Genomic DNA, 16044 nt, shown 5'->3' with positions numbered 1-16044 from the left:
CCAACCGCGCAGATTCACAGCCCTGGCTTCTAAATCACGCCTCGACGGCAACGGCGATGGCTAACAGCCGCCGCAGCGCTTCGAGCTGCTGCTGGTAGTCACCCTCGGGTTTCGCCAGCAGCGTGGTGATGCCGGCCACCCGGTAGCGGTGCACCCGCTCGGCGATAATCTCCTCGGTGCCAAGCAGATTCGTCAGTTTGCCGAGATCCAGCGGCACCTTACTGCGGGCCTCGTCGCGGTGGCCGGCCTGCCACAACTCGGCGACCGTCGCGACTTCGTCGACGTAACCAAGCCTTGCGAACGCTTGACTATAGAAGTTGTGGGTGGTCCCCGCGCCGGCGCCCATGGCGCCGATGGTGAACGCGTAGCCGTCGGCGTGCCGGCGGGCGGCCGCGTTGCCGGCCGCCTGGTCGTCGTGGAACTCCAGCGCGACGGGTGCCACCAGGTCGAGTTCGTCGAGGCTTCGCCCGGCGCGCTGCGCGCCGACGCGCAACGGACCCAGGAACACCTCCGCCGCTTCGGGGATGAACGCGTTGCCCAGCCAGCCATCGGCGGTCTCGCCGGTCAACTCCAAGTTCCGCGGACCCATCGCCGCCACGTAGACCGGGACGTGCTCGGGCCGCACCATCGGTTTGAGCGCTGCGCCGCGGCTGTCCGGCAGCGGCAGCGGGTAGATCTCGCCGGGATGCTCGAGGCGCTCGCCGCGGCTGATGGTGCGGATAATCTCGATGGTTTCCCGTGTCGCCTGCACCGGCTTGCGAAAGCGGACGCCGTGCCAGCCCTCCATCACTCGCGGTCCGGATGTGCCGACGCCCAGGATGAATCGACCCGCAGACAGCTCCTGCAGGCTCAGCGCCGAGGTCGCCAGCAGCGCCGGACTGCGCGAACCCAGTTGCACGACAAAGGTTCCGAGTTGTATCGACGACGTCTTGGCGGCCAGGTAGGCCAGACCGGTCAGCGCGTCGTAACCCCACACCTCGGGAATCCACAGCGACGCGACGCCGATCTGCTCGGCGGCCAGCGCGAAGTCGACGGAGCCTGGCAACCGAGGTTCGATCATGGCGCCGACCTTCATGGATGGCATGCTAGCCAGCATGCGCTACCGCGATCTACCCACAGCCGAAGTGACGCAGCGCGTTCGGTGTGACGTTCCCACGGCCTGGGCGCTGGTGACCGACATCGATCTGCCAACCCGTCGTTCGTCGGAACTCCAAGGTGTCGAATGGCTCGACGGCGCCACCGGTGTCGAGGTCGGCGCACGTTTCCGCGGACACAACAAGCATGAAGCGTTGGGGGAGTGGTCGACGGTGTGCCAGGTGACCGAGGTCGAGGAGGATGGAGCTCAGCGCCGCTGGGTCTACGACGTGGTCGGGCCCGACGGCGCATTCGCGACGTGGGCGTTCGAAGTCGAACCGACCAGCGACGGCGTGCTCATCCGGCAGTGGGGCCGAATGGGCCCGGGCTCGTCGGGCCTGACCCCGGCCATCGAGGCGATGCCGGACAAGGAGGCCAGGATCGTCGCCAACCGGCTGGCCGAGTGGGAAACCGACATGCGGGCCAACCTGGAGTGGATCAAGTCGCAGGCCGAGGGTTGAGGTTCAGCCCTCGCGCAGCGCGGCCAGCAGTCGCCGGGCGGCGGTCACGCGCTCGCTTGCCGGCCCGGTGAGGGTGTCCAGCGCGCATTCGGGATCGGCCGGTGGACCCAGATGGCCGCAGCCGCGCGGACAGTCTTCGATAGCCTCGGCCAGGTCGGAGAACGCCAGCACCACGTCGTCGGGCTTGATGTGGGCCAGGCCGAACGAGCGGATCCCGGGGGTGTCGATCACCCATCCACCGTGATCGAGCGGAAGCGCCACCGACTGTGTCGACGTGTGCCGGCCCCGGCCGATGGCCGTGACCTCGCCGACCGCTCGATGTGCTTGGGGCACAAGCCGATTCACCAGTGTGGACTTACCCACTCCGGAGTGGCCGAGCAACGCCGTGATCTTGCCGGTCAGCAGATGCGCTACCGCCGCTAACGGGTCGTCGCGACCCGCGGCGATCACCGTGAGGTCGAGGTCGGCGAACTGCTCGGCGAACTGCTCGGCGGGCGCGAGATCGTTCTTGGTCAGGCACAGGATCGGGGTGAGCCCGCCGACGAAGGCCGCGATCAGCGTCCGGTCGACCAGTCCGATCCGCGGCGGTGGGTCGGCCAGTGCGACCACGACCAAGAGTTGGTCGGCGTTGGCGACGACCACCCGCTCGGTCGGGTCGGTGTCGTCGGCGGTGCGGCGCAACAGAGTTCGCCGCGGGCCGCGCCGGACGATGCGGGCCAACGTGTCGGTCCGGCCGGACAGGTCACCGACAATGTCGACGTCGTCGCCGACGACGATCGGGGTGCGACCCAGTTCCCGGGCCCGCATCGCGGTGACCCGGTGCTCGGCGTCGCCGCCGAGCACACAACCCCAGCGGCCGCGGTCCACGCTGACCACCATCGCCCGCTGCGCGTCGGCGTGCTCGGGGCGGGTTTTGGTCCGCGGCCGGGAGCCTTTCCCGGAGCGGATCTTCACATCGGATTCGTCGTAGTCGTCCGGGCGCAAACTACGCGCCCCCGAGCATGTCGGCCCACATCGCTGGGAAGTTCGGCAGCGTCTTGGCGGTGGTCTCGATGTCGCGCACTGCAACGCCGTCGACCCGCAGGCCGACGATCGCGCCGGCCGTCGCCATCCGGTGATCGGCGTAGGACTGCCAGGTGCCGGCCCGCAGTGGTGTCGCGGTGATCTCCAGCCCGTCGGCGGTCTCGTGGCAGTCGCCGCCGAGGCGGTTGATCTCGGTGCTCAGCGCGGCCAGCCGGTCGGTCTCGTGGCCCCGCAGGTGGGCGATGCCGGACAGGCGGGAGACCGAGCCCGGGGTGGCCAGTGCCGCGAGCACCGCGACCGACGGGGTGAGCTCGCCGACGTCACCTAGGTCGACGTCAAAACCGTTGTAGGACTCGGGGCCTCGCACTTCCAGATGCGAATCGCTGTGCTTCACAACGCAGTTCAGCTGCCCTAGGAAGCTCAGGATGGCATCGGCGGGCTGGATGCTGTCCGCCGGCCAGCCGGTAATGCGGACGGTGCCCGCGCTGACCACCGCAGCGGCGATGAACGGGACGGCGTTGGACAGGTCCGGCTCGATGGGCCAGTGCCGGGCCGCGACAGGGCCGGGTCGCAGATGCCAGCGGTTGGGCGCCGCGTCCTCGACCGCCACGCCGGCCTGGCGCAGCATCGCCACCGTCATCGCGATGTGCGGCGCCGACGGCAGCGACGCGCCGACGTGCCGCACGGTCAGGCCGTCGGTGAACGACGCACCGGCGAGCAGCAGGCCGGACACGAACTGCGACGATGCCGAGGCGTCGATGTCGACCGCCCCGCCCGCGACCTTTCCGGCGCCTCGAACCCGGAACGGCAGCCCGTCTCCGTCGATGTCGACGCCCAGACCGCGCAGCGCATTCAGCAGGGGGGCGATCGGCCGGGCCCGGGCCTGCTCGTCGCCGTCGAACGTCACCGCCGACCGGCCGAGTGCCGCCAGTGGCGGCACGAATCGCAACACCGTTCCGGCCAGCCCGCAGTCGATCCGGGCACCGGGCGGTGGGGAGATGCTGCCGCTGACCGCGAGTTCGTCGGCCGGTCCGTCGACCCGCAGGCCCAGGGCCTTCAACGCGCCGATCATCAGGTCGGTGTCGCGGCTGCGCAGCGCGCCGCTGATTGTCGAGGCGCCGTCGCCCAACGCCGCGAGCACCAGCGCCCGGTTGGTCTGCGATTTCGAGCCGGGTACCGTCACCGTCGCGTGTACCGGCTGCGAGGCGTAGGGGGCGGACCAGGTGTTCACGTGCTCCATTCTGGCTTATCGGAGATCGCAAGCGCGGCGAAGCCGGTCGCAGCGGGTCGCCGACCGACGAACCGAGCGGGCACCATGGAAGACATGTGCGGACGATTCGCGGTGACGACGGACCCCGCGGTGCTGGCCGAGAAGATCGAGGCGATCCTGGAGAGTACGGCGGCGCGACAATCTCCGGCCGGGCCGAACTACAACGTGGCGCCCACCAGCATGGTCACGACGGTGGTCCGCAGGCACGACGAGCCCGGTGACGAGCCGACCAGGCGGGTCCGGTCGATGCGCTGGGGGCTGATCCCGCCGTGGGCGAAGGCCGACTCGGACGGCGCGCCGGCGTCCAAGGGTCCGCTGCTGATCAACGCCCGCGCCGAGAACGTCACCACCTCGCCGGCGTTTCGTTCGAGCGCTAAAACCAAGCGCTGCCTGGTCCCGATGGACGGCTACTACGAATGGCGGGCCAACGCCGACGGCGCATCCGGTAAGAAGGCCCGCAAGACGCCGTTCTTTCTGCACCGCGGCGACGGCGAGATGTTGTTCATGGCCGGACTGTGGTCGGTTTGGAAGTCGGCCAAGGACGCGACGCCGCTGGTGAGTTGCACCATCATCACCACCGAGGCCGTGGGCGAACTCGCCGAAATCCACGACCGGATGCCGTTGATCGCGCCCGAGGAGGAGTGGGATCGGTGGCTGGATCCCGACGCCCCGGCCGATGTCGACTTCCTTGCCGCGCCGCCGAGCATCGAGGGGATCGAGGTGCGCGAGATCTCCACATTGGTCAACAGCATCCGCAACAACGGGCCCGAGTTACTCGAGTCGGCCGAGCCGCAGCCCGAGCAGGCCACGCTGCTCTAGCATTCCGGTGTGAGTGCCTACAGCTACACCTTCGATGACATCCAGAGCCGTCCGGTCGCGGTGATCGGAGCCGGGACGCTGGGGCGGCGGATCGCGCTGATGTTCGCCAGCCGAGGCGGAACCGTGCGAATCTACGCCCGTCGCGACGAGCAACTGGCCGAGGCGAAACAGTATGTGGCCGATAGTCTTCCAAGGGTTATCGAAAGCCGCGGCTTCGGCGAGTCGGGCGTGGTAACCACTACGACGGCTCTTGCCGAGGCTCTGAACGGCGCGTGGCTGGCGGTGGAGTCGGCCCCGGAGAAACTCGAGATCAAGATTCCGCTGTGGGGTGAGATCGACAGGGCCGCCCCAGCCGACACCATCTTCGCGACCAACTCGTCGTCGTATCCGTCGCGGCTGATGGTCGAAAGAATCAGCGACAAGACGCGCCTGTGCAACACGCACTTCTACATGCCGCCGGAGGTCACCGGCCTCGACCTGATGTCGAACGGTCAGACCGACCGCGGCCTACTGGACACCCTGCTGGCCGTGCTGCCCGAATTCGGTGTCTACCCGTTCGAGGCGCGCAAGGAGTGCACCGGCTTCATCTTCAATCGGGTATGGGCCGCAATCAAACGCGAGTCGCTGGCGGTGGTCGCCGAGGGGGTGGCCGGCCCGGAAGACGTGGACGGGATGTACCGGCTCAACCTGGGCGCGCCGGCCGGACCGTTCCAGTTGATGGACCTTGTTGGTCTCGACGTCGCCCTTGACATCGAGAACCATTACGTCGACGTGTTCCCGCAACTGCCAACGAGCCCAAGGGATTTGCTGCGTTCGTATGTCGACGCCGGCAAGCTCGGCATCAAGACCGGCGAAGGCTTTTACCGCTACTGATAAGCGCAGGATGGTGCCGCCCGTCCCAAGGATGCGATCCTAACGCCGAGCTAGATAGCTGAGCGCGGCCTGCGCGGCGTTGGCCCCGCACATGCCGTGCGCGCCCGGGCCCGGTGGAGTGGCCGCCGAGCAGATGTACATGCCGGGCACGCCGATTGCATACGGCGACAATGTGATTCGCGGTCCAAAGGTCAACTGGCGGATGTCCTTGGCGCCGGTCATGATGTCGCCGCCGACGAAGTTCGGATTGTCGGCGGCGAATTGGCGGGTGTTCCGGACGGCTTGGCCGACGATCCGCTCGCGGAACCCGGGGGCGAACCGCTCGATCTGAGCGGTGATCGCCGCTGTCGCATTACCGGAAAACCCATGGGGCACATGGGCATACGTCCACACTGGGTGCACCCCGCCAACCGATCGCTGCGGGTCGGCCAGGTACTGCTGCCCGACTAGCACGAACGGCCGCTCGGGCATCCGCCCGGCGTGGACATCACGTTCGGCGGCGGCGAGGTCGCGATAGTTGCCGACTACATGCACCGTGCCTGCCCGACGCGCGGCCGGATTGGTCCAGGGCACGCCGTCCTGCACGGCGAAGTCGACCTTGAAGGCGCCCGGGCCGTGCCGGAATCGGCGGTAGGAGCTCGAGATTCGGTGCGGCAGGCGATCACCGAGGATAGCGGCGACGGCCTCGGGGGCGAGGTCGAACATCGTGATGTCCGCGGGCGGCAGTTGCGACCCCGTCTCGACCCGGACGCCGGTTGCGATCTTGCCGCCCAGTTCGCCCAGCAGCGCCACCATCGCGTTGGTGATCGACTGCGACCCACCTTCGGCGACCGGCCAGCCGTGCCGATGGCCGGCGGTGATGATGCCCATCCCGATCGCCGATGTCATCGGGTAGTGCAGCGGCCGAAACGCATGCGCCGCAACACCTCCGAACAGAGCTCGGCCCTCCTGCGTGCGAAACAGCCGGGCGAACGTCGACGCCGGAAGCACGGTCGGAGCCCCGAATCGGGCCAGCATCAGCGGGTGGTGGGGAACCCGCAGCAACGGCCCCATGATGTCCTCACTAAGCGCGTCGAATCGACTGGCCGCGTAGCCGAACGCACGCCGCCACCGTGCGCCGTCGCGACCGAGACCGGCAGCGGTCTGCTCCACCGAGCGGTGCAGCACGCCAGCACTGCCATCGTCGAGCGGATGGACGCAGTCGATCTCCGGCCAGCGCCAGGTCAGGCCGTAGCGGTCGAGCTCGAACCTGCTCACGAACTGCGAGCCGATGGCCATCGGGTGGATCGCCGAGCAGTGGTCGTGCAGCAGACCGGGCAGGATGGCCTCGCTGCTGCGAGCGCCGCCGCCGACCTCTTCAGCGGCTTCGAGAACGGTGACCTCGACGCCCTCGGCCGCCAGCGTCACGGCGGCGGCCAGCCCATTGGGCCCGGACCCGACTACGACCGCTGTGCTCATGGCTGAAACCATAAGCCCCCGGGCGACCGCACTGCGCAGCAGCGGCAATAGCGAGGAAAGCTCGGTATGGCTAGAGTGATCCTCGTGCCGACTCGAGCAGCCGCCGACGCGCGAGACCGACTGATGCAATCGGCCCGGGGTCGGTTCGCCGCCGATGGCGCGCTCGCGGCGACGCTCGATGAGATCCGCCGAGACGCCAAGGTCAGCGTCGGCGCGCTCTACCACCACTTTCGGGACAAACCGGCCCTTGCTGCGGCGGTCTACGCCCAGGTGATGGGCGAGTATCAGGCCGGATTCGTGGCGATGTTGCGCCGCCACGGCACCGCCGAAGGCGGAATCCGCGGCGGCGTTGCTCACCACCTGCGGTGGGTAGCAGACAATCGCAACGAAGCGGCCTTGCTGCTGGGGGACCGGCTGGACAGCAGCCGGCTGCAGGAGACCAACCGGGTGTTCTTCGCCGACATCGAGGACTGGTGGCGGCCGCATCAGACCTACGGAGCTCTGCGACCGATGCAAGCCGGGGTCACCGCCGCGTTGTGGTTCGGCCCGGCGCAGGAATTCAGCCGGTACTGGATCGCCGGCACCGAACACCGGATGCCGCGCGGCGTGGTCAACACGTTTGCCGACGCCGCGTGGAAGGCACTGCGGGCCAACGCTATCGAGGAGGAGCATGACTGAATCGCTGTACTACCGCTTGGTCGCCGAGGGAGATGACCGCGATGCGCCGCGGCGGGTGCACGTCGAGCACCGCGGCGACCGTGCGATTGTGACCCTCGACGAACCCGACCGGCTCAACGTCTTGTCGGCGCCGTTGGTGCGGCAACTGCGTTATGAGCTCGAGGCTCTCGCGGTCGATCGCGACATTCGCAGCGTGGTATTGACCGGGCGCGACCCCGGCTTCAGCGCCGGTGGCGACCTGAAGATGATGCGGACGGTCACCGAAAACGTGAGCCGACCCGAGGGCGTCGCCGATGTGTGGCGCTGGATCCGGCGTGAATTCGGCGGTATCGCCCGGCTGATCGCCGGATCTGACACGATCTTCGTCGCCGCCATCAACGGACCGGCTGCCGGAGTCGGACTGGCCTGGGCGCTGACCTGTGATCTCGCGATCGCCAGTGAGCGCGCAGTCATCGTCCCAGCCTTCGGTCGCCTTGGCCTGCTTCCCGAGGTGGGCACCAGTTGGGCACTGACTCGTCGGCTGGGATACCAAGGCGCACTTGCCTATTACTTGCGCGGGGAGCACATCGGCGCCCGTGAAGCGCAACGCCTCGGGCTGGTGCAGCAGGTCGTCGACCACGACAGCCTGCTCGATGCCGCCGATGAGTGGTGCTCGCGGATCGCGGCGATGCCGTCGCACGCTGTCGCCATGACCAAGCCGCTGCTGCGTGCCACAGCCGACGCCGGCTGGCACCAAGCCCTGACCATGGAGGAATTCGCCGAGCCCATCTGCTTCACCACGGCCGCCTTCGCCGACAGTGTGCACGGCATGCTGGCCAAACCTCAGGCCTGAATCTCCGCGGTCACCGCGGCGGTGAGCCGCACCAGATCGGCGGGCGCCAGCGCGACGTCCCAGCCGCGCCGGCCCGCGCTGACGTACATCCGCTCGAACGCCATGGCACCGGTGTCGAGGACCGTCGGCAACCGGGTGCGCTGCCCCAGTGGGGAGACCGCGCCCAACACATAGCCGGTCGCCCGCTCGGCGGCGCGCCTGTCGGCCATGGCAGCCTTTCCCGCACCCAGTGCCGAGGCGGCCGCCTTCAACGACAGCCGTTCCAACGCAGGCACGATGGCGACGGCCAAGCGGTCACCAACAGCGATGATCAGCGTTTTGAAGATCTGCGCGGGGTCGACGGCGCCGTCGGTGGTCAGCGCGCGGACGGCCTCGCCGCCGAACGAGCGCTCGCGTGCATCGTGGTCGAATTTCACCACCTCATGCGCGACGCCCGCCTCGGCGAGCGCCGCCAGCGCAGGAGTCGCCGCCACGACGCTAGGGACCGCTATACCCCGGCGGGTTCACGCCGTCCACCCAGAAGTCGACGCCGAGCGTGCCGTCCGGCACGCAGTTGTAGACCGACAGGTCTTCGACGCCGGACTCCAGCAGCACGTCCTCGCAGAGCAGGGTGTTGCCGGTGTATTCCTTCGACGACTTGTTCAGGATGACGTAAGCGGCGTCGGAATAGATCTCCGGCTTGCGCGCCCGGCCCATTGCCTCGTCGCCGCCGAGCAAATTCTGGACCGCGGCGGTGGCTACCAGCGTGCGGGGCCACAGCGTGTTCGAGCCGATGCCGTCGGAGCGCAACTCCTCGGCAATGCCCAACGCGCACAATGTCATGCCAAACTTCGCCATCATGTAGGCGGTCGGCTTCAGCCACTCTTTGCCGAGCAGTACCGGGGGAGACAGGGTCAGGATGTGCGGGTTCTCCCGGCCCTTCATGTGCGGGATACACGCCTGCGACACCGCGTAGGTGCCGCGCACCTGGATGCCGTTCATCAGGTCGAATCGCTTCATCGGCACCTCGCTGACGGAGCCGAGGTTGATCGCCGACGCGTTGTTGACCACGATGTCGATGCCGCCGAACTGCTCGACGGCCTTGGCCACCGCGGACTCGACCGACTCCGGGTCGCGGACGTCGCCGACGATCGGCAGCGCCTGGCCGCCGGCCTCCTCGATTTCGTTGGCGGCGGTGTAGACCGTGCCCGGCAACTTGGGGTGCGGCTCGGCCGTTTTGGCGATCAGCGCGATGTTGGCGCCGTCCTGGGCGGCCCGTTTCGCGATCGCCAGGCCGATTCCGCGGCTGGCGCCCGAGATGAACATGGTCTTTGCTTTCAACGACATGAGCGTCACACTAACGCTGCTCACAACGGCGCCGAGCCGGCGGCCCGGAAATACCGGGGAGATCGCGGCTGTTGAGCCGGGCAAAGCAGACAGTGTCAGACGCAGCCTTTAGATTGGGGAAGGGGATATCGCGTGTCAACGGCGACAAGCCTCGTGGGCGAACAGCAGTTGACCGGTTACCAGACGGGTCCGGTGTTGATGGACCTGTTCAGCGGTATCGCGACAGAAGGGACTGCGTTACTCACAATGGCCGATACCGATAGCGCGACCGAGTCGGAGACAGCGGTGGAGGCCGCCGACTCGGTCGGTGCGAGCGCCCGATCCGACCAGACCGACGCGGAGCTGACCGCACGGTTTGAGCGCGACGCGATCCCGCTGCTGGACCAGCTGTACGGCGGTGCGCTGAGGATGACCCGCAACCCGGCCGACGCCGAAGACTTGCTGCAGGAGACCATGGTCAAGGCCTATGCGGGCTTTCGGTCGTTCAGAGAGGGCACCAACCTCAAGGCGTGGCTCTACCGCATCCTGACCAACACCTACATCAACAGCTATCGCAAGAAACAGCGTCAGCCCGCGCAATATCCCACCGACGAAATCACCGACTGGCAGTTGGCGGCGTCGGCGGAGCACACATCCACCGGCCTGCGGTCCGCGGAGGTCGAGGCGCTCGAGGCGCTGCCCGACACCGAGATCAAAGAGGCCCTCCAGGCGCTGCCCGAGGAGTTTCGGATGGCGGTCTACTACGCCGACGTCGAAGGCTTCCCGTACAAGGAAATCGCGGAAATCATGGACACTCCGATCGGGACAGTGATGTCACGACTGCACCGCGGGCGGCGTCAACTGCGCGAACTGCTGACCGACGTCGCCAAGGACCGGGGTTTCATCCGCGGGGACCAGGCGCCCGAGGAGGTGTCGTCATGAGCGAGTTCTCGGCTGAGCCGCCGACCAAGGCCGAGTGCGCAGAGGTACTTGCCGAGGTGTGGACGTTGCTCGACGGCGAGTGCAGCGCCGAGACACAAGCCAAGCTCAGGCAGCATCTCGAGGACTGCCCGGCCTGTTTCCAGTTCTACGGGCTGGAGGAGCGGATCAAGTTGCTGATCTCCACCAAGTGCCAGGGCGAGCACGCTCCGGAGGGCCTGCGTGAGCGGCTGCGGGTGGAAATCAGCCGGACCACCATCATTCACGGACATTGAGCCCCTCGGCCAATCCAAAAACAAAGACGCGGGCCGCCTGTCGGACGGTCCGCGTCTTTGTTTGCTTCGAGCGGTTGGTCAAGCGTTGGGCCGCTTGCCGTGGTTGGCCTTGCTGTGCTTGCGGTCGCGCTTTTTCCGGCCTCGCTTGGCCATGACTGATCCTCCTCGCAGTTCTTCTTGACGATCAGTCTGTCATGCCGCCGCCGGTATGGGCCAACTGCTAGACGACCGGGACGTGTGCCAGCGTGCTGCCGTTGGCGCCGGCCGAAGAGACCGGTCCTTGCTGGCCGGCAAGCGGGGCCTGACTCGGTACTGCTGGACCGACACCGGGTCCTAGCGGCGCGGGGCTGCCAGGCAGTCCGCCGGTGGTCTGGCCCGCCAAGCCGCCCAACCCGGGTGCCTGACCTGCAAGCTGCTGGCCGGGCAGGCCGCCGGGGATTCCACCCGGAAGGCCGCCGCCCAGTCCGCCGAGGCCACCGGGCAGGCCGCCAGGCATTCCACCCGGAAGGCCGCCGCCGAGTCCGCCGAGGCCACCGGGCAGGCCGCCTGGCAAGGTCTGCCCAGGTAGGCCCCCGCCGCCACCGAGTGCGCCGGTGGCAGGCATCAGCAGGTCGCCGGCACCGGGTATGACGTTGTTCATCAACCCGCTCAGTGAGCCGAACAGCGAATTGGCGATGTTCACCGCGCTGCCGGCGCCCGGCATACCGGGGATCGGGTCATCGGCGGCGAAGGGTTGCTGAGGAGCGGCTGCGGCCGCTCCAGCGCCGAGCCCGACCAAGGCGTATGCCGCCACGGCCATCCCAAAACCAGTGGCCATTCGACGTCGGGGCCCGCGAGTTGTCATGCGGGCAAATATGTTGTCGGACAACGGAATACTCCTCAAATTCGACTGTTTAACTCCAAGAGCTTCAGGCACTCCGCTCACTTTGGACACTCTGCTTGCCAAATGTCACAAACCGAACACGACACTGTCACGGAAGCGGCTCTATAGGTTCTCTTAGTGATCTTGGAGTTTGCTTATCGATATCTCCGCGACATCAATCGTGACCTTCGCGCTGCACAAATCGACCGCGACGCCGCCTCGCCGCCGCCGTCGGGTGCTCGGAGTGAAACTGAGGAAATCGACTGTGGTTCGATGAAGTAACGCAAGAGTCGAAATGGGCTAGCTAACTAACGGGGCCGGCTGACGAACGGGGTGATGATGGCCGAGGACGTGCGGGCAGAGATTGTGGCCAGCGTGCTCGAGGTCGTGGTCCACGAAGGCGACCAGATCGGCGAGGGCGACACCCTGGTACTGCTGGAATCGATGAAGATGGAGATCCCGGTGTTGGCCGAGGTCGCCGGCACGGTCAGCAAGGTGAGTGTGTCGGTCGGAGATGTCATCCAGGCCGGCGATCTCATCGCCGTGATCAGCTAGCCCGCTGAGCTTCAAGCCGGAGACCGCCGATGTCCACTCTCGGTGACCTGCTCGCCGAACACACCGTCCTGCCGGGCAGTGCTGTCGACCACCTGCACGCTGTCGTCGGCGAATGGCAGCTGCTTGCTGACCTGTCTTTCGCCGACTATCTGATGTGGGTTCGCCGCGAGGACGATTCGCTGGTCTGCGTCGCGCAGTGCCGGCCGAACACCGCGCCCACGGTGCTGCTGCGCGATGCGGTCGGAACCGTCGTCGACGCCGATCGCATGCCGCCGATCTCCGCGGCGTTCGAGTCGGGTGCTATTCTCTCGGAAGGTGCTGCAAGTGAACAATTTTCGTGGCAGCAGACCGGCGTGAACATCGAAGCGGCGCCGGTGCGCCACGGGGACGCGGTCGTCGCGGTGCTGACGCACCAGACCGCGGTCGCCGGCACCCCGAAGTCGAGCCAGCTGGAGACCGCTTACCTCGACTGCGCCGCAGACCTCGTGCACATGCTGTCGCAGGGCACCTTCCCCAACGTCGGCGATCTGGTGATGTCGCGGTCGAGCCCGCGGGTCGGCGACGGATTCATCCGACTCGACGTCGGCGGCGCGGTGTCCTACGCCAGTCCCAACGCGTTGTCCGCCTACCACCGGATGGGGTTGACGTCAGAGTTGGAGGGACACAATCTGATTGAGATCACCCGTCCGCTGATCTCCGATCCGTTCGAGGCACACGAACTCGCCGAACACGTGCTCAGCTCGCTGAGAGGCGGGGCGAGCATGCGCGTCGAGGTCGACGCCGGCGGTGCGACCGTACTGCTGCGGACGCTGCCGCTGGTGCTCAACGGGTCGGCCGCCGGCGCCGCGGTGTTGGTCCGCGACGTCACCGAGATCAAGCGTCGCGACCGGGCGCTGATGTCCAAGGACGCGACGATCCGGGAAATTCACCACCGGGTGAAGAACAACCTGCAGACCGTCGCGGCGCTGCTGCGCCTGCAGGCGCGCCGCACCACCAATGCCGAGGGCCGCGAAGCGCTGATCGAGTCGGTCCGACGAGTGTCGTCGATCGCGCTGGTGCACGATGCGCTGTCGATGTCGGTCGACGAGGAGGTCAACCTCGACGAGGTGATCGACCGGATTCTGCCGATCATGAACGACGTGGCGACGGTCGACACCCCGATCCGGATCAATCGAACGGGCATGCTCGGCGTGCTGGACTCCGACCGGGCGACCGCGCTGGTCATGGTGATCACCGAGTTGGTCCAGAACGCCATCGAGCACGCCTTCGACCAGCCCACCTATGCATCCGCGGCGGGCGGTGGGTCGGTGACGATCCGCGCGGAGCGTTCCGCACGCTGGCTCGACGTGGTCGTGCACGACAACGGCCGCGGGCTGCCCGAGGGTTTCAGCGTCGAGCAGTCCGATCGGCTCGGACTTCAAATCGTGCGGACGCTGGTATCAGCTGAACTCGACGGCTCGCTGACCATGCAGGACGCCCCCGAAGGTGGCACGGACGTGATATTGCGGGTCCCGATCGGGCGTCGCGTGCGAGCCGCGCAGTAGGCCCGCACGCAACGGTGCGGCCCCGACATTGCCGGGGCCGCACCGTTGAAAGTGGCCTGGGTCAGACCCCGGTACGGGTCTTGGTCCGAGCGTTGCGACGTTTCAGCGCACGCCGCTCGTCTTCGCTCATTCCACCCCACACCCCGGAGTCCTGCCCGGTGTTCAGTGCCCATGACAGGCACTCAGTGGTGACCGGGCAGCGGTTGCAGACCAGTTTCGCGTCGGCGATCTGCGCGAGAGCCGGTCCGCTGTTCCCGACAGGGAAGAACAGCTCCGGGTCTTCGTCGCGACAGACAGCTGTGTGGCGCCAATCCATTAGTCGTTGCTCCTCACTGTGTGCGCAGCAGTGCGCACGAATGATTGTCTTCGGCTGTTAACGCAGGCACAAGAATTGTTTCCGTACCGTTGCATGCGATTGTTCGATCGTTTCACAGGCTCAACAGATGTCAAGAGCGACTCGTTGGTCCGTGGGCTATCTCACTTCAAGGATCTGTTACCAAATCCTTTAACCTTTTGTACTACACTACCGTCGAACCTGACCAGTGCTTTTGCCCACAATTTGCCATCGTGGCAGGTCAGAGAGCTCTTTTCGGCGGCGGCGCGACCACATCGAGGGCGTCGGGCACCGAGCGGAAGGTCATCTGTTCGCGCACACCGAGGTAGTCACCGTCGAATTGGCTCGCCATGGGTGGGCCCGCACAGGTCACCCGCACCCAGTCGACGTTGTCGTGGCGAACCACTTGGTCGCCTTCGATCTTGGGCTGCTTGGCGAACATCCGCGCGACCAGCCTCAGGCTCGGGATGATCTTCAGCGAGGTGACGCCGAAGACTCCCAGGCCTGACTCAAAGCTGGTGCCGGGATTGGTGCACATCGGCCGGTGGTTGGCGAAGGTCCACGGGCTGGTGTTGGACACGAAAACGAAGTGCACGCCGGAAACCGGCTCATGGCCGGGCAGTTCCACGGTCAGCCGCGGCTTCTTGCGGGAAAAGGCGAGCGCTGCCCGCGTCGCCGCCGTGATGTAGCGCGTCGGCGTGACCTTGATGCCCTTCTCCCGCTTGGCCTCGACCGCGGCGACTGCCTCGGCGTCGACTCCCATGCCGGCGTTGAGCACCGCCCAGCGCTCGCCGCAGTCGATTACGCCGATACGGCGCCACTGCTTTTGCGGGCCGAATTTGTCGAGCAGCCAGATCAGCTGATTGGTGGCGTCGACCGGTCCCGGTTGAATACCGAGCGAACGCGCCAACACGTTCGCCGATCCACCGGGGACAATCGCCAGTGCCGGGACATGTCCGGTGGGCAGCTGGCCGGGCTTGCCGAGCAGGCCGTTGACCACGTTGCTCACCGTGCCGTCGCCGCCGTGCACGACGACCAGGTCGACCCCGTCCTGGACCGCGGCCCGGGCAATTTCGCCGCCGTGGCCGCGGTGGCGGGTGTGCTCGACGGTCAACTGGAGGCGGCTTTTGAGCGCGTGGGCCAGCAGATCGCGGCCAGCCGTCGTCGTCGAGGTCGCGGTCGGGTTGACGATCAATACGGCGCGCATGAGGCGAGAGCCTACTGGAGCGCGACGTTGAGGCCGGCCAGTGTGGCTACGCTGAGGCGGTGATCAAGCGTCCTCCGACCGGTGTGCGTGCCGCGGGAGCGATCGTCGCTGCTCAAGGGGTGACAGGCGTGGTGGTCGCGATGGTCCTGCTGATTCGGGCGATCGGTGGGGCGCAGCAGCGTGGGATCAACGGGTTCGGTACCGCGGCGTGGTTCGCGCTGGCCGGTGGCGCGGTGCTCGCGGCCGGCTCGGCGCTGCTGGTCGGGCGTCGCTGGGGCCGCGGGCTGGCGGTGTTCGCCGAACTATTGCTGCTGGGTGTTGCGTATTACTTGACGGTCGGCTCGCATCGGGCGCTGATCGGAATTCCGGTGGCTGCAGTGTCTTTGACCGCAACGGCCCTACTGTTCAGCCCCGCCGCTTTGCGCTGGGTCGCACGTGGCGATCGGTCATAAGCGCCGCTCCTCTTGCCCTTTGC

The 16044-nt window shown here is 67.2% G+C and carries 19 protein-coding genes; 10 read left to right on the top strand and 9 right to left on the bottom strand.

What is annotated here, in order from left to right; genetic code table 11:
* Window positions 1-34: 34 nt before the first annotated feature.
* Window positions 35-1060 carry an LLM class flavin-dependent oxidoreductase gene (locus tag ABDV69_RS06060; protein WP_343572534.1) on the bottom strand — a complete coding sequence of 342 codons (1026 nt, stop codon included), beginning with the start codon at window positions 1058-1060 and terminating at the stop codon, window positions 35-37.
* Here ABDV69_RS06060 and ABDV69_RS06055 point away from each other — a divergent pair.
* A complete protein-coding gene (locus ABDV69_RS06055) occupies window positions 1059-1595 on the top strand; it encodes an SRPBCC family protein (protein ID WP_343572533.1) in 537 nt (178 codons plus the stop codon). The two genes, ABDV69_RS06060 and ABDV69_RS06055, sit on opposite strands and share 2 nt — an antisense overlap.
* A 3-nt stretch (window positions 1596-1598) precedes the next feature.
* On the opposite strand, the gene rsgA is transcribed toward ABDV69_RS06055, so the two are convergent.
* Together rsgA and aroA are read right to left on the bottom strand one after the other, a co-directional pair.
* Window positions 1599-2579 (bottom strand): ribosome small subunit-dependent GTPase A, encoded by a 981-nt coding sequence (rsgA, locus tag ABDV69_RS06050; protein WP_343572531.1) that lies wholly within the window; start codon window positions 2577-2579, stop codon window positions 1599-1601.
* Between the two features lies 1 nt (window position 2580).
* On the bottom strand, window positions 2581-3849 hold the full coding sequence (gene aroA / locus ABDV69_RS06045; RefSeq protein ID WP_343572529.1) for a 3-phosphoshikimate 1-carboxyvinyltransferase: 1269 nt from the start codon (window positions 3847-3849) through the stop codon (window positions 2581-2583).
* A 93-nt stretch (window positions 3850-3942) separates the two neighbouring features.
* On the opposite strand from aroA, the gene ABDV69_RS06040 reads away from it, so the two are divergent.
* Together ABDV69_RS06040 and ABDV69_RS06035 are read left to right on the top strand one after the other, a co-directional pair.
* On the top strand, window positions 3943-4707 hold the full coding sequence (locus tag ABDV69_RS06040; protein WP_343572528.1) for an SOS response-associated peptidase: 765 nt from the start codon (window positions 3943-3945) through the stop codon (window positions 4705-4707).
* 9 nt (window positions 4708-4716) lie between these two features.
* Window positions 4717-5580 (top strand): 3-hydroxyacyl-CoA dehydrogenase family protein, encoded by an 864-nt coding sequence (locus ABDV69_RS06035; RefSeq protein ID WP_343572526.1) that lies wholly within the window; start codon window positions 4717-4719, stop codon window positions 5578-5580.
* Window positions 5581-5619: 39 nt separating this feature from the next.
* On the opposite strand, the gene ABDV69_RS06030 is transcribed toward ABDV69_RS06035, so the two are convergent.
* Complete coding sequence (locus ABDV69_RS06030) at window positions 5620-7038, bottom strand: NAD(P)/FAD-dependent oxidoreductase (protein ID WP_343572523.1); 1419 nt, start codon at window positions 7036-7038, stop codon at window positions 5620-5622.
* Between the two features lie 84 nt (window positions 7039-7122).
* On the opposite strand from ABDV69_RS06030, the gene ABDV69_RS06025 reads away from it, so the two are divergent.
* The gene (locus ABDV69_RS06025) at window positions 7123-7716 is read left to right on the top strand and encodes a TetR/AcrR family transcriptional regulator (protein WP_343572521.1); all 594 of its coding nucleotides are present in this window, start codon (window positions 7123-7125) and stop codon (window positions 7714-7716) included.
* Window positions 7709-8548: an enoyl-CoA hydratase/isomerase family protein gene (locus ABDV69_RS06020; protein ID WP_343572518.1), complete on the top strand. Its 840-nt coding sequence runs from the start codon at window positions 7709-7711 to the stop codon at window positions 8546-8548. Before ABDV69_RS06025 ends, ABDV69_RS06020 begins: the two co-directional genes overlap by 8 nt.
* Here the strand turns inward: ABDV69_RS06020 and ABDV69_RS06015 are convergent.
* Window positions 8539-9021 carry an aminoacyl-tRNA deacylase gene (locus tag ABDV69_RS06015; protein WP_343572515.1) on the bottom strand — a complete coding sequence of 161 codons (483 nt, stop codon included), beginning with the start codon at window positions 9019-9021 and terminating at the stop codon, window positions 8539-8541. The genes ABDV69_RS06020 and ABDV69_RS06015 overlap by 10 nt on opposite strands.
* Window positions 9022-9025: 4 nt before the next feature.
* The gene (locus tag ABDV69_RS06010) at window positions 9026-9874 is read right to left on the bottom strand and encodes an NAD(P)-dependent oxidoreductase (RefSeq protein WP_343572513.1); all 849 of its coding nucleotides are present in this window, start codon (window positions 9872-9874) and stop codon (window positions 9026-9028) included.
* 132 nt (window positions 9875-10006) lie between these two features.
* On the opposite strand from ABDV69_RS06010, the gene ABDV69_RS06005 reads away from it, so the two are divergent.
* Together ABDV69_RS06005 and rsrA are read left to right on the top strand one after the other, a co-directional pair.
* Window positions 10007-10795 carry a sigma-70 family RNA polymerase sigma factor gene (locus ABDV69_RS06005; protein ID WP_343572512.1) on the top strand — a complete coding sequence of 263 codons (789 nt, stop codon included), beginning with the start codon at window positions 10007-10009 and terminating at the stop codon, window positions 10793-10795.
* Window positions 10792-11067: a mycothiol system anti-sigma-R factor gene (gene rsrA / locus ABDV69_RS06000; RefSeq protein WP_343572511.1), complete on the top strand. Its 276-nt coding sequence runs from the start codon at window positions 10792-10794 to the stop codon at window positions 11065-11067. Before ABDV69_RS06005 ends, rsrA begins: the two co-directional genes overlap by 4 nt.
* Before the next feature lie 220 nt (window positions 11068-11287).
* Here rsrA and ABDV69_RS05995 read toward each other — a convergent pair whose 3' ends face one another.
* Entirely contained in the window at window positions 11288-11866 is a 579-nt protein-coding gene (locus tag ABDV69_RS05995; protein ID WP_343572509.1) for a hypothetical protein, read from the bottom strand.
* Between the two features lie 402 nt (window positions 11867-12268).
* On the opposite strand from ABDV69_RS05995, the gene ABDV69_RS05990 reads away from it, so the two are divergent.
* Complete coding sequence (locus ABDV69_RS05990; protein WP_006245864.1) at window positions 12269-12484, top strand: biotin/lipoyl-binding carrier protein; 216 nt, start codon at window positions 12269-12271, stop codon at window positions 12482-12484.
* A 29-nt stretch (window positions 12485-12513) separates the two neighbouring features.
* Complete coding sequence (locus ABDV69_RS05985; protein ID WP_343572506.1) at window positions 12514-14028, top strand: histidine kinase N-terminal domain-containing protein; 1515 nt, start codon at window positions 12514-12516, stop codon at window positions 14026-14028.
* 61 nt (window positions 14029-14089) lie between these two features.
* On the opposite strand, the gene whiB1 is transcribed toward ABDV69_RS05985, so the two are convergent.
* Window positions 14090-14344, bottom strand: a complete 255-nt coding sequence (whiB1, locus tag ABDV69_RS05980) for a transcriptional regulator WhiB1 (RefSeq protein ID WP_343572503.1) — start codon at window positions 14342-14344, stop codon at window positions 14090-14092.
* Between the two features lie 259 nt (window positions 14345-14603).
* Complete coding sequence (locus ABDV69_RS05975) at window positions 14604-15569, bottom strand: diacylglycerol kinase family protein (protein WP_343572501.1); 966 nt, start codon at window positions 15567-15569, stop codon at window positions 14604-14606.
* Window positions 15570-15628: 59 nt separating this feature from the next.
* Between ABDV69_RS05975 and ABDV69_RS05970 the strand changes: the two genes are divergently transcribed.
* On the top strand, window positions 15629-16021 hold the full coding sequence (locus ABDV69_RS05970; protein WP_343572500.1) for a hypothetical protein: 393 nt from the start codon (window positions 15629-15631) through the stop codon (window positions 16019-16021).
* Window positions 16022-16044: the final 23 nt, after the last annotated feature.

Source organism: Mycobacterium sp. (genome assembly GCF_039583785.1).
Taxonomy (GTDB): domain Bacteria; phylum Actinomycetota; class Actinomycetes; order Mycobacteriales; family Mycobacteriaceae; genus Mycobacterium.
Note: the sequence above shows the minus strand (reverse complement) of the source record. Positions and strands in the feature narration are given on the sequence as shown.